This window comes from Candidatus Methylomirabilota bacterium (assembly GCA_036001065.1).
In the GTDB taxonomy this organism is placed as follows: domain Bacteria; phylum Methylomirabilota; class Methylomirabilia; order Rokubacteriales; family CSP1-6; genus MNEF01.
The window spans coordinates 1-16,810 of the sequence record DASYUQ010000130.1 but is presented as its reverse complement, the minus strand read 5'-3'; the positions used below and the strand labels follow the sequence as shown (position 1 = coordinate 16,810).

Below are 16,810 nucleotides of genomic sequence, written 5' to 3'. Positions count from 1 at the left end.
TTAGGACGCCGCGCCGCTCGCCAGCGTCGCGCGCGCGTCCACCGCGATCGCGCCGTCCGGACCGACTACCAGGGGGTTCAGCTCCACCTCCAGGAGGTCGGGCACGTCCGCGGCAAGACGTGAGAAGCGGGCGATCGTGTCCGCCAGTGCGGCGCAATCTACGGGCGGCTCGCCGCGGACGCCCCGGAGCACGGGCGCCATGCGCAGCTCGTCCAGCATGGCCAGCGCCTCGCTCGGGGTCACCGGCGCCAGCCGCGCGGCGGTGTCGTTCAGCACCTCGACGTAGATGCCCCCGAAACCAACAACGATCATGGGGCCGAACTGGGCGTCCTGCAGGGCGCCCAGCAAGAGCTCCTTCCCGGGCTTCACCATCGGCTGGAGCAGGACGCCCTCGACACGCGCCTGCGGGTGCTCGGCGCGCACGCGGGCCAGCATCGTCTTCATCGCTTCCGAGACCTCGCGGGGTGACGAGAGCCCGAGACGCACACCGCCGACCTCGCTCTTGTGCGTGATCCCCGGGGAGACGAGCTTGAGCGCCAGGGGAAAGCCGATCTCCTCGGCGAGGGTGGCAGCGCTCTCCGGTGTGGTCGCCAGGCGCCCGGTCGCCACGCGAATACCGTAGGCCGCGAGGAGCGGCTGGAGATCCAGGAGACCTAGGCGCGCTACGCCGGCGTGACGGAGGGCCGCGAGAGCGCGGACTGCCTCGCCCAGCGGCGGACCCGCCGGCGCCGGTGGCGCGTTGTGGTCACGCCGTTCGGCGAGCAGCGTCATTCCAGCGAGCGCCGTCACGGCCCGCTCCGGGAAGGTGTAGCACGGGATGCCGGCCTCTCGGATCCACCCCAGACAGTTCGGTCCCAGGACGCGAATGGGCTGATCGCGGAGCCAGGCGCGCAGCTCACTTTCGCGGGCCCGTCCCTCCTCGTCCGTCTCGCGAAAGCCGGCGGAGATCACCACGGCGCCACCCACGCCCTTGGCCACGCACTCCTTGAGGGTGGCCAGCACGTCCGGCGCCGGCACCGCGATCACCGCCAGATCGACGGGCTCATCGACGGCGAGGATCGAGGCGACGGCCGGCAGGCCCTGCACGGAGTCAGCGCGGGCATTGACGACGACGATCCGCCCCCCGAACCCGGCCGACGTGAGGTTGGCCAGCACGCTGCCGCCGACCTTGGCGGGGTTCCGCGAGGCGCCGATGACCGCGATGCTCCGCGGATCGAAAAAGGGCGCGAGGAAGGGCGTCACGCTCAAGCGGGCTCGCGGACCGCGAGCACCGGACAGGGCGCCTGACGGATCACGCGATCAGCGACGCTACCGAGCAGCACGCGGTCGACGCCCCCGCGTCCGTGGGTGCCCATGACGATGAGGTCGGCGCGCTCATCCACTGCGGTGGCCACGATCTCCCGGTACGGCACGCCCGTCCGAACCAGCGTCCGGACGCTGAGCCCCTCGGCGCGGGCCTCGGTCGCCCACTGCTCGAGCATCTTGTCCACCCACGCCCGCGAGGACTCGTAGACCTCACGCACGTGACTGACCGTGAATGGACCCTCCGAAAAGAACGGCCCTTCGACGAAGACGTGAACCAGCACCAGCTCGGATCCGATGACGCGAGCCAGACGCCGGGCCGTCAGCCACGCCTCCTCCGAGGGCGCCGAGAAGTCGACCGGCACCAGCAGCCGCCGAAAGACGGGCCTCGCCGCGCTCACGGACCGTCCTCGTCGGCGGCGCGCCGTTCGAGGCGCCAGTAGTGACGGTCGCGCGCCTTCAAGATTTCCTCGGAGGTGTGCACCTCGGCGTCGGCAGGCTGCTCCACGCCGAGGGCACGGCCGAACTCGTCGACGACGTCCTGATCAGGCGTGGCCACGCTGCCGCCGACCGCCTCTTCCCCCGTGCTGAGCGCGCCCTGCCAGTCGGCGTCGACATCGCCGCCGCTGAGCGCGGGACTCACTTCATGGTGGCTGATCCGCTCGTCCAGGAGCTTCACGGTTTCGCCGCCCACATCGGCCGGAGCGCGCGACGCAGGGACCGGCCCTCGCGCCCGGCGATGCACCCTCGTTCCCCGCCTCCGCGTGCCTCGTCTGACCCGCATGGCCATCGCTTCCTCCCTTCTGCAGCGTGAGCAGCAACAGCGATGCCAGGGAGGAGTGGCGGGATGACGAGGGCTTACGGGCAGGCTCCCGCGCCGGAGAGAGGCGGGGACGCGCGTCTGGGGCGTCGGCGCCCCAGGCTGTGTCGGCCTCCCGGCCGGTGCTCGCGACCCTCGTCGACGTCTTCAGCCACCGAGCTCGACCAGACTCAGCGCAGGTCGCGCTTCCTGGCTTCGAACTCCTCCCGGTCGATCTCCCCGCGCGCGTACCGCTGGCGGAGGATCTCGAGCGCCGAATCGGGCCGCGACTCGATCCCCGGCTTGAGGAGCAAGCGGACACCCAGCACGATGCCGGTAACCGCCAGCCCCCAGAACAGCAGCATCAGCAGCATCATTCCGATCCCCCATGCGCTCCCCACCCACCACATCGGGTGCATTCCCCATCCCCACTCATAGGGCCGCTCCTGCGCCCAGACCGCGGGCGCGAGGGAGCCGGCCAGGACGGTGAGGATGACGACGGCAGCGGCCCCTGGTCGGAGTGAACGCAGCGCGGCGTCACGGTGCGCTCGCCGCGCGAAGTAATTGTGGAGCGCCGAGTAGACGGCGCCGGCGTAGGCGCCGTAGAGCGTGGTCTCGATCAGCCCGAGCACGAAGCTTCCGACGCTCAGCCACTTGAAGCCGGGCAGGACGGCTTCCAGCAGCCACGCCGCATGAAACGTCGCCGGGGCAAGGAGCCCGTAGCCGATACAGAGCACGAAGCTGATCGCGGTGAAGCTCGCGAGACTCTGGCTAACGACCTTCCAGTTCAGCATGGGCCCACCCTCCTCTGGGGCCTGATGGCCCCTGCTACGTGGCGTCTCATGGTCGCGGCTGCTCCGCTGGCGGCCCATGGCGATGCCGGCCGCAGCCGCGACCGACAAAGTGGCCCCCTCCCCGCGCGCGCGGACTTCGCCCGCCGCGCTCAGAAGGTCTCAACCAACGCGATCGTGCCGAGCCCGGGTACTAGAGGAGTGATGCGGGCCGTATTCAGCTCATCTGCCGACGGATGAGTGCACGCCGAGTGCCATCTCCGCGGGGCGGGAGCACCGCGCAACGTCGCGAACCGCCGCACATTCCAGCGCCGCCGGCAGCGAGGTCTCCGGGCCCGGCTGGGGCACACTCACCACAGCCGGGACACTCCCTCCGCACCCGGCGCGGCGGCGCGGCCAGGGTCAGATGATGATCCCCTCTGGGGCCACGCGATGGTCCAGGGCCTCGATCTCCTCGGGCGTCAGCAGATCGGCGCGCTCGAGTCCCACGAGGGAGGAGACGGCGTCGAGGCAGTGGGCCCAGGTGGCGCGGTTCACGAAGAGCAGGCCCCCCACGCTCAGCGTTCCCCCCTGGCTCCCGAAGCCGAGGGCGAGCGTGTGGGGTCCCGTGTGGAGAGGCGCCAGCATCCCCAGCAAGGGTTCGGGACGGGTGTGGGTGAGGAAGATCCGGGCGGTCACCGCCGCGGGATAGAGGCGCCGGATGATCTCCGCTGAGGCCAGGTGGCGCTCTTCTCGCTCGCCGCGGGGCGCCCGGAAGCGGCCGGGCTCGAGCATGTAAATCACGGTGTGTTCGACGCCGCGCTCAGTGAGCCGCGCAGACGCTTTCACGACGTCCACGAGCTGGTAGCCGCCGACGGCGGTCAAGATCACGCGGGCCTCGTCCGGGCGGTGGCCGGCCCAGTCGAGCCGGATGGCGCCATCGCGCAGCAGGGCGCCAGCCTCGCCCGGCGTGAACAGATCCGGAAGGCTCCCGCCCTTGGCAACGACGAGCGTCCAGATCTGCCCGTGCGTGCGATAGACAGCCTCCATCACCGCGACGGCGCTGTTGTGATCCGCGGGGAACAGCACCCGCGACACGTCAGCCGGCTCGCCCAGGAGCGCCTCGGCCAGCGCGGGATCCTGGTGAGAGCGCTCGTTCTTGGCGTTCTCCCAGGTGTGGGAGGTCAGCACGAGCGGTATGGAGAGCCAGCCCGGTGGCAGGCCGACCGCATTGAGCTGATCGGCGAAGATGATCTCCTGGCGGACCACGCCGTGCATCTTCGGGCCGAACGCCTCGTAGGTGACGATGAGGTTGATCCCGCCCTTGTTGCCCAGGGCGGCTGAGGCGACCGCCTCCTCGTTCAGCGCCGTGATCACCTTCCCGTCGAGAGCCTCGGGAATCCCCTCCTCGGGCTGCGTCACCCGGAACTTCAGCGCGTCGAGGGTCCGCTGCATGCGGTTGCTGCGCATCTCGTCGGGATTCCCCACCCGTGGCCGCAGGCGCGGATTGGCGCGGACGATGGCGAGGAAGCCGTCGTCCACGGCCGCCATCGGGGAGGACGTCGTCCAGCGGGAGTGGTCGCGGCGATCGGCCGGCACCGGCCGGAAGACCGGGTCGGGCCATTTCTCGAGGTTCACGCGGCGCCTGGCCAGCGCGTGGTCGCGCTCCGGCGGACGTCTCGAGCCTTCGTGATGCGTGAGCGCCGCGGCCGCGTCCCGGAGATCGAGCGCGCTCACCCAGAGCTTGCGCGCGTGCTCGTTGAAGCGCCGGGCGGCGACCGGGTCGACGTGGGGGTTCGTCCCCAGCGGCAGGTTGTGGGCGAGGTTCGTCCCGGCGCCGTAGAAGCCCGCGCCTTTAGGGGCGACGGCGATGCCGTAGGGAAGGCGCACGGGATACTGGGCTCGCCCGACCCTGACCGTGGCCGCCGCCGCCTCCAGCCGGCGCTCGATCTCGAAGATCGCCCAGACGAAGGCGGCGGGATCCCGCCCGTCGAAGACGAACGGATCGAAGCCGTTGAGCCGGAGATGCCGGAGCATCCAGCTCACGCCGCCCTGCTGAGCCATGGTCGTGCGCTGGTCGATGCGCCGGCCGTTGGCGATCATGATCGGCGCCACCAGCCCCGAGTCCTCGGCGCGCCACCAGCGCGGCGCCCAGTCGCTGCCGCGCTGCTCCTCGAAGGCCCCGTCGGAGAGGAAGACGACCAGGCGCTCGCCGGGCAGCGGCATGTGCACCCACTGGAGCTCCACGCACCCGAGATAGCCGCCCTCGGCCAGGCCCCCCGCCGTGTGGGCGTTGACGTGGCTGCCGAGCGGCGAGTCCGGCCGGCCGTCGGCCCCCAAGCGGTAGGAATAGAAGTCGCGCACGTAGCGCGTCAGGCCTTCGTCGGTGAGGCCGTAGCGCTCGGCATGGGCGGCCGTCATGTTGCCGAGCAGGAGATTCACGGAGTCGACGGCGGCGACGCAGTGGCCCTGACCCATGAGCCAGGCCCGAGTGATCCCGGTGAGCGCGTTGATGGCCATGTAGCCGGTATAGGCCGGCACCATGTTGAGGGCGCCGCCCGTGTGGCCTTCGGGCGCGGGCTTGAAGTCCTCCGGCCCCAGCCGGCGGCCGTCCAGATAGACGGAGCGCGCATAGGTCTCGTGGACGACCAGCCACATTCCAGCGCTGGCGATCCAGTCGGCGGCGGCGAGAACCTCGAACACGGGCTGGCCGTCACCGCGGACGCCGGCGGTGGCCAGCGCATCGACCATGGCCCGGACCCTCGCCTTCGTGGCCGGCGTGTGGCGGATCCGACCGTAGCCGGCGGCCCACCGCGCGAAGGCGGCATCGCCCTCGTCGTCGTGAACGCGGTCCCCGGCGACGCTCACGCCATGCTCCGGGCGCTGGGGCCGGCGGCCGTCAGGCAGGCCAGGGCATCCTCCGCGATGACCAGCTCCTCGTCGGCCGGGATCACCCAGACCGACACGCGTGTTCCCACGCCGCTGATGCGCCCCACCTCACCCACCGTGCGTTCGTTCCGTTCGTGGTCCAGCGCCAGACCGAACCACTCGAGCCCCGCGCAGATGCGCGCACGGACGGCGGGCGCGCGCTCGCCGATGCCACCGCTGAAGACGATCGCGTCGGGCCGGCCCAGGACGGCCAGATAGGCGCCGAGGTACTTGCGCGCGCGGTAGCAGAACATGTCCACCGCCAGGCGCGCCCGCGGGTCCTCGCCCTCGCGCTCGAGCAGGTCGCGCATGTCGCCACTCACGCCGGATACGCCAAGGAGGCCGGAGTGCTGGTTCAGCCGGGCGACGACCTCGGCGGCCGACATCTCCTCCTGGGCGGCGAGGTACGGCACCAGGGCCGGATCGAGATCGCCGGCGCGCGTGCCCATGACCAGGCCCTCCAGCGGCGTGAAGCCCATCGAGGTGTCGATCGACCGCCCCCGCTCGATCGCCGCCACCGAGGCTCCATTGCCGAGATGCAGCACAATGATGCGCGCCTGGCTCGGCGGCGTCCCTGTCACCTGCCCATAGCGGTCGAGGACGGAGCGGTAGGCGATGCCGTGAAAGCCGTAACGCCGGATACGATGGCGGAGCGACATCTCGTAGGGAATCGCGTAGCGGGCGGCGCGCTCGGGCAGCGTCGTGTGAAAGGCCGTATCGAAGACGGCCACCATCGGCACGCCCGGACCCAGCAGCGCCCGGCTCGCGCGGATGCCCGCCAGGGCCGGCGCGTTGTGCAGCGGCGCCAGGGGCTCCAGCGCTTCGATGGCGGCGATGACGTCGTCGACGACGACCGCCGGGCCCGTGAAGCCCTCGCCGCCGTGCACGACCCGATGGCCGACAGCCTCCACCCGGGGAAGGCCGGAGCCGGTCGCCCACTCGATCACCCGGTGGACGGCGGCCTCGTGATCGGCGATGGGCTCGCCGCTGCGATGCTCGGGCTGGCCCTCCGCCTGGAAGGTGAGCGTGGAGTGCTCGCCGATCCGCTCGATCTTGCCGCCGCCGAGCCGCGTTGACCGCTGCGCATGCTGAGAGGCGATCACCTGGAACTTCACCGACGAGCTGCCGCAGTTGAGGACGAGGACGATCATCGAAGCGTGGTGAGATACGCCGCGAGAGCGTCGACCTCGGCGGGATCCAACTCCAGCTTCGGCATGTGGGCGTTCGGGCGCTGGGCCTCGGGATCGCTCAGCCACTTCATGAGAAACGCCTCCGAGTATTTGGCGCCCAGGCGCGAGAGATCGGGACCGATCGGGGTGCCGAACTTGCCCACGGTGTGGCAGCCGTGGCAGCCCTGCGCGGTGAAGAGTCGCTCCCCCTTCGCTGCCAGTGCACTGCGCTCCTGGGCGGAAGCGGGAGCGGCGGCGATGAGGAGCAGCGCGAGCGCGAGTCTCTTACTTCGTAGCCGTTCTCTCACGGGTTTGGCACCGCCGTTGCGTAAGATACGCGTCGGTATGAATGCGAGCAAGGCAGATGCCACCATGCCCCGCGACATATCGGTGGTTTAGCCGAGGCGGGTCAGCCCGGGTGGTGGGGACCCGATGCCGCCGCTGGGAGTTCCGTGCCCCACTATCCGAGCGAGCTCGAGCGCCTGGTGACCCTCCGCGACGGCGCCCGCGTCCACATCCGGCCCATCCGACCCGATGATCGGGACCGGTTGATCGACCTCCATAGTCGGCTCAGCCGGCAGACGACTTATCAACGGTTCTTCACCGTGATGAGGCGCCTGCCGCCCGACTGGGCGCAGATGCTGGCCAACGTCGACTACCGCCAACGGCTTGCCCTGGTCGCCGAGCACGACGGGCCACGAGGGGTCGAGCTGATCGGCGTCGGGCGCTACGAGCCCACCGATCGGGAGGATACCGCCGAGGTGGCGTTCGTCGTTCAGGACGCCTGGCAGGGCCAGGGCCTGGGGAAGGTCCTCCTGCACGAGATCCTGAGCGCCGCCGAGGCCCGCGGCATCCGCCGCTTCCGGGCCTGGGTCCTGGCCGACAACTCCCGAATGCTGGACCTCTTCAGGCGCTTCACCGATATCCAGGCGCGAACGCTCGAGGACGGCGTGGTGGAGATCGTGTTCACGCGCCGCCGGACGCCGGCCGCGGCCGCGCATCCCGCACCGTGTACCCGGCCGCGCTGAAGGCGCGGATCGCCGGTGCCGGATTGATCGTCCCGATGCGGACGATCGCTTGCTTGAACCCGTCGCGGTTGGCCAGCGTGACGATGCTGGCGTGCGCCAGCTCCCTCGATGGCGCGGACGACTTCGGCCAGCGCGGCTCGCTTCTCGCCCAGCGTCACATCGAGACGACTCGAGGGCTCTCCCGCCCCCATGGCTCTGACGATCAGATCGAGCACGTCCGTCTCGGTGACGATGCCGACCAGGTGACCTCCCTCCGTCACCGGCAGCGCGCTGATCTTCTCCTGGACCATGATCCGCGCCGCCTCCTCCACCGGGAATGTCGGCGCGATCGTGATCACCGCCCGCGTCATGATCTCTTCGACGGCCAGGCGGTCCAGCAGGTAGGTCAGCTCCTGGGCCGCGAGGCTCGTGGCGGGCGAGGCCATCGCCCGCTTGAGATCGCGGTCGGAGAGATCCCAACCAGCCGGTCGCCGTCGACGACCGGCAAGTGGCGGATGCCCCGCTGGCCGACCAGGCGGATGGCCTCGGGCAGGGTGGTGCGCGGCGTGACCGTGACCAGCTTCGACTGCATGACGTCGGCGACCAGCATCCGCTTCCTCCTGACCTCACGCCTGGGCTTCGGCCCAGACCTCTTTGAGGTCCTTGGGCAGCTGCGCGAGCACGTCCTCGGCCTCTCCGGGCGAGAGCTGCTCTTTGAGGGCACCGAATACCGCAAGGGTCATCCAGCGCGCTTCTCGAATCGATGGAAGGCCAGCCTCCTTCACGCGCTGGTAGAACTCCTCGCGGTGCATCTTCACCGGCGTGCGCCCCGCCCGCTCCCCCGCCCGCCAGATCTCTTTCAGCTCGCGCGGGAGCTGAGCGGCGAGCTGAGCCGCCTCCTCGCGTGTCAGCCGGTCGCGGAGGGCGTGGAAGACCGCCGCCGTCGCCCGCTTCGCCTCGGCGCGCCGTCGGTCGGAGCTCGCGTCCATGACTGTCTGATAGAACGTCAGGGTATTCATTGCTCGGCTCCTCAGGCGGGTTAGTGACGACCCGCCCGCTCCTCCCGCTGCTTGTGCTCGAGCGCCTCGCCGCGAATGCGGGCGCGGCAGGTTTCGCAGATCAGATCAGCCGACGGGGACGCGCACACGATGCACCTCGCCACCGCCTCCTCGTGGGTGGCGGTCGAAGGCTGGCGCTGGGCGAGCAGGGCTGGCACCGTGAGGACCCGGCAGGGGGCCCGGCGCAGCACGGCCTCGGCCACGCTCCCGAGCAGCGCGTGGGAGACCCCGGTGCGGCCGTGCGTGCCCATGACGATCAGGTCGATCTCGTGGCGCCCCGCATATGCCACGATCTGTCTGGCCGGGATGCCCGTGACGGTCGCGGCCTCCACGGAGACATCCGACGACAGTTCCGCGGTCGTGGAACGCAGCGCGGCGCGACGCTGCTCCGGGTCCGTGACCGGAGGGATGACGTGGAGAACGATGAGGCGAGCGCCGAAGTGCCGGGCCAGAGCGACGGCCGTCTGGCCGGCCAGGCGCGAGGCGTCGGAGAAATCCGTCGGGAACAGGATCCGGCTAACGGCGAACGGCGTCGTCATACTGCGCCCTCGCGTGGTCGCCTGACGATCAGCACCGGCCACCGCGCGTCGCGCAGTACCCGCTCGGAGACACTTCCGAGCAGCAGACGCTTGACCGCGCCCAACCCCCGGGCTCCGACGACGACGAGATCGCCGCCGTCCGAGTTTGCGACCCTGATGATCTCCTCGGCCGCCGGGCCTGCGACCACGGATGCCTCCACAGTCCCCACGCCCGTCTCGAGCGCCGCCTTGGCACGGCCCAGGAGCGCTTCGAGCTCGCTCCGGCGCTCCTGCTCCATCTCCGCCAGCGCGGCCCGCAGAGACGCGCGCAGGCGCCCCGGGGCCGAGGAGGGGAACCGGACTTTCTCCACTACGCCGAGAAGGCGCACGCCCAGCGACTTCCCCGGGTCCAGGGACGCCAGGAACTCCAGCGCCTGCATGGAATTCTCGGAGCCGTCCAGGGCGAGGACCACGGCCCGAGGCCGTCGTGGCTCGCCCTTGACGACCAGCACCGAGCACGGCGCATGTCGCACGACCGCCAGGGACACGCTTCCGAGCAAAAAGCCCTTCACGGCTCCAAGCCCACGCGCGCCGACGACGACCAGGTCCGCTCCCCATTCCTCCGCAATCCTGACGATCTCCTCTCGCGGGTCACCCTCGCTCACACGAATCTCGGCCTTTGGCCACCGCGGTACGACGAGCTTCAACGCCTCATCGCCGATGCGGCGGGCGTCGGCCAGCACCGCGTCTCTCAGATCCCTGAGGGTCTCGGGGACGATGGGCGGTGATGGGAGCGTGGCCACTGTCAGGATCGCGAGCGTCGTATCCGGGGGAAGCGGGAATTCTCTCAGCCATTCCGTCGCCGTCAGCGCACCCTTCGAGCCATCCGTCGCCAGCAACACGCGCATCTAGCCCTCCCGAAGACCGACCAGTGGTTGAGCAACGGTGATGCCAGAGCATCGTGCCGTGGTAACGCGTTGAATTTGCTCGGCGGGCCGCCAGCACATGGGCAGGCTCGTCCCTCTGTTATCCCAGCGGCTGTCCCGGCGCCGACTCACCTATCTCCTCGTCCACGTGTACGCGTGACCGATCAGACCGAGCAGCGCCATGGCCACGATGTACCTCCAATCGTGCGTCCAGAGGCCGTACGCCCCGGAGATTCCCCCGAGAAGCGCGAGTCCTAGATGGACGGGGTGGGCATGTTCGAGCATTCGCCGCTCGAGCCACGTCGAGCGGTCGCCCCGTCGGTAATCATCGATCCGCTTCGCTGCCCAGCTCATCGTCGCCTCCTGACGGGAGATTGTTGCGAACTCACATCGCGTAGCGAAGACGCGCGGCGATCCCGCCGACCCGCGCCAGACCAGGATGTGCCTCGACCACCTCGACCGCGCCACCGGCGGCGATCACGCGGTCGACGATGGCCTCGCCGAGTTGTGTCTCCCGCGTCGGCGCCCCGCAGGCACGACAGCCGCTTCCCTCACCGTTCTGTAACGCTCCGCAAGCAACGCACGCCCGGCCCTGCTGGTCGAAGCCCTTCGAGAGATAGAGGTGGTGAACGGCGCCGCGACCGACGGCGTCCAGGGTCTCGTCGAGCCCGGCGACGGCGCGTCCACCCTTGGCCGCCTCGATGAGCGTGGACTCGACGGCGACGGTCTCCTGGCGTCGGTCGAGCGCCGCGAGAAGCTCGGCCGCACGCTCGACCAGGACGCTGGCGCTCTCGTAGCGCGCGGCGGGGACGCTTCCGACCACGCGCGCGGCGAGTCGTGGCGGGAGGTGTTTAGCGAAGACGGCGAGCGCCCGCGTTTCACCGGCGAGGACGATGTGCTCGATCCCGCGCTCGTCGACCATCTGCGCCAGCGCGGCGGCCACGGCCTCGAAGTGCTGGCCGCGATGGGCCTCGATGTGACGCTGGTAGCGCGACTGGGCCATGAGCGCCCAGCCGCCGCGGCGATGACGCCCCTCGACCTCGTGCCGGAGCGTTACCTCCTCGCCGCGCCCGTCAGGGTTGAGCGGTATGAGCCGGGCGCTGACGCCATCGACGAATACGAGCAGCGCCGGCGGAGCCTCTTCGGCCACCTCGGCCAGCGGCGTGAGGAAGGGCCGGTCGGCCACGAGGAAGGCATCCCCGAAGGGGACGCGCACCGGCAAGACCTCGCGCAGCCCCAGCGCGTGGCAGGCGAAGAGGGCGACACCGTGGGCTTCTGGGAACTTCGCCTGCTGTACGAGGAGCGCGCCTTCCCGCTCGATCCAGTCCAGGTCCTCCCTAAACTCGGGGCGGCCGCCCGCCGCGCGAGCCCCACGGATGGCATTCTTGAGGAACACCCGGACCCGCTCGCGCTGATGCTCATCGGCCCAGCGCGTGTTCAGGTAGACGCTGACCACCGGCGTCGCCGCGCCGGCGATCTTCGCCAGCAGGCCGAGGCGCTCACGAATGTCCATCGGTCCTGGGGCGGAGGATCACGACGGGCAGCTCGCTTCTCCGGCAGAGCTGCTGGGCGGTGCCGCCGAGGATGAGCTGGCTCAAGCCGCGCCGGTGTCCGGTCGTGAGCGTGATGAGGTCGGCGCCGAAGGCCTCCGCCTCCAGCAGGATCTCCTTCACCGGATCCCCGAAGCGGACGGCGCATTCCGTCGGCACGCCGATGAGATGCACCTCCTGGGCCCGCAGGTAATCCAGTCCCTCCGCCTCCAGACGCGCCATTTCCTGGTCCGCGTACGCGACGACGTGCCCGTCGGCGTTGAGCACATTGTCCGGGATCGGCGCGACGTGGAGCAGGCGCACCTCCGCGCCCCCGCCGCGGGCGGCGTCGGCGACCAGGGGCAATACGGCCTCGGCGTCGCCGGTCTGATCGAGCGGCACGAGAATTAGCTTGGCCATGGTTCCCTCCTTTATCCGAGGAGCCGCTGGGCGGCGTAGTACTTCTTGGGGCGGCGGCGACCCTGCCGCTGGCGCTCGCGGTAACGCTCGAGCTGCCGCTCGAGCGCCACGAGGGCCCCGTCGAAGGCCAGGCGCGGCATCCCGGCCGTGTGCTCGACGCGCAGCGGCGGGCGGTACGGCAGGCGCAGCGTCACCGCGCACCGGATCCCGCCGCCTTTCGGGCCATTGTCATCGAGGAACGCGACCTGCGCCGTCACCGGCCTGACGCTCAGGCGACCGAGCACCTTGGCCACACGCCCCCTGACGCGCGAGGCGAGCCCGCGGTCGCGGCCCAGTCCTCTGATCCCGATCGCCATCAGACACCCTCCGTCCCGGATCACGATCTCGCCGGTGAGGGCCCCGCACCGCTGGGGATCCCGAGCGAGCAGCCGGCAAGGATTTCGCGTTCGCGCCAGGCCCTCAGCACGGCCGGGGGCCCGGACACCCGATACGCGTCCCACCACTTCTCAAGAAAGTTCAGGAACGCGGCCGCGAAGACGTTGCGATCGATCGGGCGGCCCGCCGCCGCGCGGAGCGACGTCGCGGCCAGGCCGGCCGGGCCCAGTGCCGCCGCCAGCGTCGCCTCGTCCACGTTCAGGTTGACACCGGCGCCGAGGATCACGTACTCGGCCAGATCACCGGCCGTCGCGTAGGAGACTAGGGTTCCCGCCACCTTCTTGCCCTCGATCAGGACGTCGTTGGGCCACCTGATCGCGGCCGCCACGCCTTCCGCCCCGATCGCATCGCTGAGCGCGAGGGACGTGATGAAGGAGAACACCGGCACCGCCGTGCGCGGGATCGGGGGGCGAAAGAGCACCGAGACGTAGAGGTTGACCCCGGGGGGCGAAAACCAGCTCTTGCCGAGCCGGCCGCGTCCCGCGGTCTGCGTTTCGGCAAGCACGACCGTGCCCTCGCGGACGCCCGCTTCGGCGAGGCGCCGCAGGACGGCGTTGGTGGACGTCAGCTCCTGATACAGGAAGATCTGGAAGCCCACCGTGTCGGTCGCGAGGTGGCGCCGGATCAGCTCGATGCACAGGCAATCCTGCTCGAGCGCCGAGGGGGGGCGGGGGGCGGTCGGCGATTCCATCATCACGGGTAGGACACGATGATGCAGTCGCCTTCATGGCAGCAGGCGTCGGCCTGGACGATCCGCCGCAGCAGATCGGTCTCGGTGATGATTCCGAGGACCCGCCCGTCCTCCACCACCGGGAGCGAGCCGACCTTGTCCTCCAGCATCCGTCGCGCCGCCCGCTCGAGATCGTCGGTCGGGCTCACTGCCACGACCGGGGCCGACATGATCTCGCTCACCGGCACCGCCTTGAGCAGCGCCTCGACCGGCATGGTGCCGATCCGGGAGAAGACGCCGGGGGCGAAGAGCCGGTGGCGGAGGTCACGGTCGGTCACGATTCCCACCAGCCGCCCGCCGGCATCCACGACCGGCAGATGGCGGATCTTCGCGTGGTACATGCGCGCCGCGGCCTCGTGACAGGAGTCCGGCACTCCGATCGTCGTCACCTCTCGGCTCATGATCTCGCTGACTCGCATACCCGGAAGCGTGAGCAATGACGGTGCCACGCCCGAGGTGCGAGAATCCGCGCGTTTAGAGCACAGACACGGCAGCCCGGTGGGGCAGTGCCGCCCGCTCCTGGTCCACGCTCGCCCCACCCCGCGGCCACGGCCCGTGCGAAGCGGGCGCGTATAATCTGGGCGTGCCCATCGGGCTCCTGATCCAGCGGGTGGCTCAGCGCGTCGGCGGCACCCGTGTGGTGGCGCTGCCGCTCATCCGCGTGCTGGCGATCGTCTCAGGGTACGCGTGGGTTCTGCTGGCGCCGCGGCCAGTCCCGGAGTGGACCGCCGTCGACACGACGATGCTGGGGTTCCTCGTCTACAGCGTCGCCGTCATCACCGCGCTCTGGCTCCGACCGCCCGCTATGCTGCGCCTCAACCTGTTCGTGCTGCTGGTGGATCTCGCCTTCGCGCTCACGCTCATCCACCTCACGGGCGGGGCGCAGAGCACGCTCTTCCTGGCGCTGCTCGTCATCGCGGGGCTCCAGTCCTATTACTACGGCATCAAGCGCGGTGTCCTCGTCGCGCTCGGCTCGGCCGTCGCCTACCTTGCTGTCGTCTGGCCCAGCATCGCGGAGGTCGAGCTGGCCAACATGGCGATCCGGATTTCGGTCCTGGTCGGCACCGCCATCGGTGTCGGCATCCTGGGCGACGTCGAGGAGGCCGAGCGGCTCCAGGTCGGGGCGCTCTCCGCCGAGGCTCGCGAGCGCGAACGGTTCATCCGCAGCGTGGTGGAAAGCCTCCGCGAGGGGCTCATCGTGCTCGACCACGAGGGACGGATCATCGCCTGGAACCAGACGATGGAGCAGTGGTGCGGAGGGGCGGGCGCCGAGCTGATGGGCCGGCTGCTCGTCGACGTGAACCCGAACTTCAAGCGCGAGGGGGTGGTGGAACCGCTCCAGCGGCTGCTCCGCGGCGAGATTGAGGAGTTCAAGCTCGACGCCGTCGAGCACGAGACGCTCCGGGGCGAGCGGGTGGCCTGGAACATCAGGGGCAGCCTGCTCCGCCAGAGCGGCGGGCCGGCCGGCGCCGTCCTCCTCATCGATGACATCACCGAGCGGGTCGGCCTGGAGCGTGCGGCCCGCCAGGCGGAGAAGCTCGCCGCGCTCGGCACCCTGGCGGCCGGGCTCGCCCACGAGCTGAACAACCCTATCGGCATCATCTCCTCGCGGATCGAGCTGATGCTGCTGGAAACCGATCCTCGGTCGCTGCCCGCCGGCATGCGCGACGATCTGCAGGTGCTCCACCGCCATGCCCAGCGCGTCGCCCGCATCGTCCAGGGTCTCCTGTCGTTCGCCCGCCAGTCGGGCGGGGCCCAGGGCCCCGTGGATCTGAACCACGTCGCCGATGAGACGCTGCTGCTGATCGAGAAGCAGATCGTCAAAGACGGCATCACCCTGACGCGCCGCCTGACACCGGGGCTCCCCCCGATCCATGGCGACGCCACGGCCCTCCAGCAGGTGCTCATGAACCTCGTGCTCAATGCCCGCGACGCCATGAGCGACGGCGGCGAGATCGCCGTCGAAACCGACGCCCAGCGTCCGGGGTACGTCCGTCTGATCGTTCGCGACACGGGGCCCGGTATTCCCCCCGAGATCTTGCCGAAGATCTTCGATCCGTTCTTCACGACGAAGGCGCACGGCACCGGGCTCGGCCTGTCGATCTCGTACGGCATCGTGCGTGATCATCAGGGCACACTGGACGTGGAGTCCCAGCCCGGCAAGGGAACCACCTTCGTCCTGGCCTTCCCGGTGAGCGCGGCGGCAACGGCGTGAAGAAGGCGCGCGTCCTCATCGTCGACGACGAGCCCGACATGGTGGACAACTGCGCGCGCATCCTGGGGCGCGCCGGTCACGACTGCCTCACCGCGACCGACGGAGCCCGGGGCGTCGCGCTGCTGGAGTCCGACCATCCCGACGTCGTCCTCACCGATCTCAAGATGCCGGGCGTCGACGGCATGGAGCTGCTGCGCCGGGCCCGGGCCCTGGATCCCGGGCTGCCCGTCATCGTGATCACGGGCTTCGCCACGTTCGAATCCGCGGTGGCGGCGGTGAAGGAAGGGGCCTTCGACTACCTGCCGAAGACCTTCTCCGTCGACCAGCTCCAGGTCGCCGTCGACCGCGCGCTGCGCCACCGCCAGCTCGCCGTCGAGAACCGGAATCTGCGCGAGCAGCTCCAGGAGACCTTGGGGCTCGAGAACATCATCGGCCGCAGCCCGGCGATGGTGCGCGTCTTCGAGCTGGTCAAGAAAGCCGCGCGCTCCGAGGCCAACATCCTCGTTCTCGGCGAATCGGGGACGGGCAAGGAGCTGATCGCCCGGGCCGTCCACGCCAACAGCCCACGCGCCGCTCAGGCCTTCGTGCCGGTCGACTGCGCCTCGCTGCCCGAGAACCTGCTCGAATCGGAGCTGTTCGGTCACGAGAAGGGTGCATACACGGGAGCGATAGAACGTTATATCGGCCAGATCGAGCAGGGTGATGGGGGCACTATCTTTCTCGATGAGATAAGCGAGCTGGCCTATCCATTGCAGGCCAAGCTGCTGCGGTTTCTGCAATCGCACGAGTTCCACCGGCTGGGCGGCAAGCAATCCATCAAAGTCGATGTGCGAGTGGTGGCAGCAACAAGCAAGAACTTGAAAGAAATGATGGAAGCCGGAAAGTTTCAAGAAGCCCTCTATTATCGGCTCAATGTCATTCCAGTTGAAATGCCGGCGCTGCGCGAGCGCAAAGAAGATATACCGCTACTCGTCGGTCATTTCGTCAAGAAATTTTCCGCAATA

20 protein-coding genes are annotated in these 16,810 nt (G+C 69.9%); 3 read left to right on the top strand and 17 right to left on the bottom strand.

Annotated features, from left to right (window positions below):
* The 7 genes from VGV13_12800 to VGV13_12770 all read right to left on the bottom strand — a co-directional run bounded on the left by VGV13_12800 (nt 1) and on the right by VGV13_12770 (nt 7,276).
* The gene (locus tag VGV13_12800) at nt 1-1,242 is read right to left on the bottom strand and encodes an acetate--CoA ligase family protein (protein ID HEV8641971.1); all 1,242 of its coding nucleotides are present in this window, start codon (nt 1,240-1,242) and stop codon (nt 1-3) included.
* Nucleotides 1,243-1,244: 2 nt separating this feature from the next.
* The gene (locus VGV13_12795) at nt 1,245-1,703 is read right to left on the bottom strand and encodes a universal stress protein (GenBank protein ID HEV8641970.1); all 459 of its coding nucleotides are present in this window, start codon (nt 1,701-1,703) and stop codon (nt 1,245-1,247) included.
* A complete protein-coding gene (locus VGV13_12790; protein HEV8641969.1) occupies nt 1,700-1,981 on the bottom strand; it encodes a DUF6335 family protein in 282 nt (93 codons plus the stop codon). Before VGV13_12790 ends, VGV13_12795 begins: the two co-directional genes overlap by 4 nt.
* 311 nt (nt 1,982-2,292) lie before the next feature.
* Entirely contained in the window at nt 2,293-2,895 is a 603-nt protein-coding gene (locus VGV13_12785; GenBank protein HEV8641968.1) for a DUF5676 family membrane protein, read from the bottom strand.
* A 399-nt stretch (nt 2,896-3,294) separates the two neighbouring features.
* The gene (locus VGV13_12780) at nt 3,295-5,739 is read right to left on the bottom strand and encodes a xylulose 5-phosphate 3-epimerase (protein HEV8641967.1); all 2,445 of its coding nucleotides are present in this window, start codon (nt 5,737-5,739) and stop codon (nt 3,295-3,297) included.
* Complete coding sequence (locus VGV13_12775) at nt 5,736-6,950, bottom strand: acetate kinase (GenBank protein HEV8641966.1); 1,215 nt, start codon at nt 6,948-6,950, stop codon at nt 5,736-5,738. Before VGV13_12775 ends, VGV13_12780 begins: the two co-directional genes overlap by 4 nt.
* A complete protein-coding gene (locus VGV13_12770) occupies nt 6,947-7,276 on the bottom strand; it encodes a cytochrome c (GenBank protein HEV8641965.1) in 330 nt (109 codons plus the stop codon). Before VGV13_12770 ends, VGV13_12775 begins: the two co-directional genes overlap by 4 nt.
* 144 nt (nt 7,277-7,420) lie before the next feature.
* On the opposite strand from VGV13_12770, the gene VGV13_12765 reads away from it, so the two are divergent.
* Complete coding sequence (locus VGV13_12765; GenBank protein HEV8641964.1) at nt 7,421-7,996, top strand: GNAT family N-acetyltransferase; 576 nt, start codon at nt 7,421-7,423, stop codon at nt 7,994-7,996.
* Nucleotides 7,997-8,381: 385 nt separating this feature from the next.
* On the opposite strand, the gene VGV13_12760 is transcribed toward VGV13_12765, so the two are convergent.
* From VGV13_12760 to VGV13_12715, 10 genes are all read right to left on the bottom strand, one after another.
* Complete coding sequence (locus VGV13_12760; GenBank protein ID HEV8641963.1) at nt 8,382-8,585, bottom strand: CBS domain-containing protein; 204 nt, start codon at nt 8,583-8,585, stop codon at nt 8,382-8,384.
* Between the two features lie 16 nt (nt 8,586-8,601).
* Nucleotides 8,602-8,994, bottom strand: coding sequence for a DUF2267 domain-containing protein (locus VGV13_12755; GenBank protein ID HEV8641962.1), 393 nt, complete (start codon nt 8,992-8,994; stop codon nt 8,602-8,604).
* 20 nt (nt 8,995-9,014) lie between these two features.
* Nucleotides 9,015-9,572, bottom strand: a complete 558-nt coding sequence (locus tag VGV13_12750) for a universal stress protein (GenBank protein HEV8641961.1) — start codon at nt 9,570-9,572, stop codon at nt 9,015-9,017.
* Complete coding sequence (locus VGV13_12745; GenBank protein ID HEV8641960.1) at nt 9,569-10,459, bottom strand: universal stress protein; 891 nt, start codon at nt 10,457-10,459, stop codon at nt 9,569-9,571. Before VGV13_12745 ends, VGV13_12750 begins: the two co-directional genes overlap by 4 nt.
* 150 nt (nt 10,460-10,609) lie before the next feature.
* On the bottom strand, nt 10,610-10,831 hold the full coding sequence (locus VGV13_12740; protein ID HEV8641959.1) for a hypothetical protein: 222 nt from the start codon (nt 10,829-10,831) through the stop codon (nt 10,610-10,612).
* A gap of 31 nt (nt 10,832-10,862) precedes the next feature.
* On the bottom strand, nt 10,863-11,990 hold the full coding sequence (locus VGV13_12735) for a Vms1/Ankzf1 family peptidyl-tRNA hydrolase (GenBank protein HEV8641958.1): 1,128 nt from the start codon (nt 11,988-11,990) through the stop codon (nt 10,863-10,865).
* Nucleotides 11,977-12,426, bottom strand: coding sequence for a universal stress protein (locus tag VGV13_12730; protein ID HEV8641957.1), 450 nt, complete (start codon nt 12,424-12,426; stop codon nt 11,977-11,979). Before VGV13_12730 ends, VGV13_12735 begins: the two co-directional genes overlap by 14 nt.
* An 11-nt stretch (nt 12,427-12,437) precedes the next feature.
* Nucleotides 12,438-12,782, bottom strand: coding sequence for an HPF/RaiA family ribosome-associated protein (locus VGV13_12725; protein HEV8641956.1), 345 nt, complete (start codon nt 12,780-12,782; stop codon nt 12,438-12,440).
* Nucleotides 12,783-12,802: 20 nt separating this feature from the next.
* Nucleotides 12,803-13,555: a biotin--[acetyl-CoA-carboxylase] ligase gene (locus VGV13_12720; GenBank protein HEV8641955.1), complete on the bottom strand. Its 753-nt coding sequence runs from the start codon at nt 13,553-13,555 to the stop codon at nt 12,803-12,805.
* On the bottom strand, nt 13,555-13,992 hold the full coding sequence (locus VGV13_12715; GenBank protein HEV8641954.1) for a CBS domain-containing protein: 438 nt from the start codon (nt 13,990-13,992) through the stop codon (nt 13,555-13,557). The genes VGV13_12720 and VGV13_12715 overlap by 1 nt, the downstream gene beginning before the upstream one ends.
* A gap of 182 nt (nt 13,993-14,174) precedes the next feature.
* Between VGV13_12715 and VGV13_12710 the strand changes: the two genes are divergently transcribed.
* Complete coding sequence (locus VGV13_12710) at nt 14,175-15,806, top strand: ATP-binding protein (protein ID HEV8641953.1); 1,632 nt, start codon at nt 14,175-14,177, stop codon at nt 15,804-15,806.
* The coding region (locus VGV13_12705; protein ID HEV8641952.1) for a sigma-54 dependent transcriptional regulator at nt 15,803-16,810 on the top strand (1,008 nt) is incomplete at its 3' end. The genes VGV13_12710 and VGV13_12705, both read left to right, overlap by 4 nt.

Excerpts from the sequence above, each read along its gene's own strand:
- VGV13_12785 (HEV8641968.1), bottom strand. The coding sequence starts at position 2,895 with ATGCTGAACTGGAAGGTCGTTAGCCAGAGTCTCGCGAGCTTCACCGCG.
- VGV13_12775 (HEV8641966.1), bottom strand. The coding sequence starts at position 6,950 with ATGATCGTCCTCGTCCTCAACTGCGGCAGCTCGTCGGTGAAGTTCCAG.
- VGV13_12760 (HEV8641963.1), bottom strand. The coding sequence starts at position 8,585 with ATGCTGGTCGCCGACGTCATGCAGTCGAAGCTGGTCACGGTCACGCCG.
- VGV13_12755 (HEV8641962.1), bottom strand. The coding sequence starts at position 8,994 with ATGAATACCCTGACGTTCTATCAGACAGTCATGGACGCGAGCTCCGAC.
- VGV13_12750 (HEV8641961.1), bottom strand. The coding sequence starts at position 9,572 with ATGACGACGCCGTTCGCCGTTAGCCGGATCCTGTTCCCGACGGATTTC.
- VGV13_12745 (HEV8641960.1), bottom strand. The coding sequence starts at position 10,459 with ATGCGCGTGTTGCTGGCGACGGATGGCTCGAAGGGTGCGCTGACGGCG.
- VGV13_12740 (HEV8641959.1), bottom strand. The coding sequence starts at position 10,831 with ATGAGCTGGGCAGCGAAGCGGATCGATGATTACCGACGGGGCGACCGC.
- VGV13_12735 (HEV8641958.1), bottom strand. The coding sequence starts at position 11,990 with ATGGACATTCGTGAGCGCCTCGGCCTGCTGGCGAAGATCGCCGGCGCG.
- VGV13_12730 (HEV8641957.1), bottom strand. The coding sequence starts at position 12,426 with ATGGCCAAGCTAATTCTCGTGCCGCTCGATCAGACCGGCGACGCCGAG.
- VGV13_12725 (HEV8641956.1), bottom strand. The coding sequence starts at position 12,782 with ATGGCGATCGGGATCAGAGGACTGGGCCGCGACCGCGGGCTCGCCTCG.
- VGV13_12720 (HEV8641955.1), bottom strand. The coding sequence starts at position 13,555 with ATGATGGAATCGCCGACCGCCCCCCGCCCCCCCTCGGCGCTCGAGCAG.
- VGV13_12715 (HEV8641954.1), bottom strand. The coding sequence starts at position 13,992 with ATGAGCCGAGAGGTGACGACGATCGGAGTGCCGGACTCCTGTCACGAG.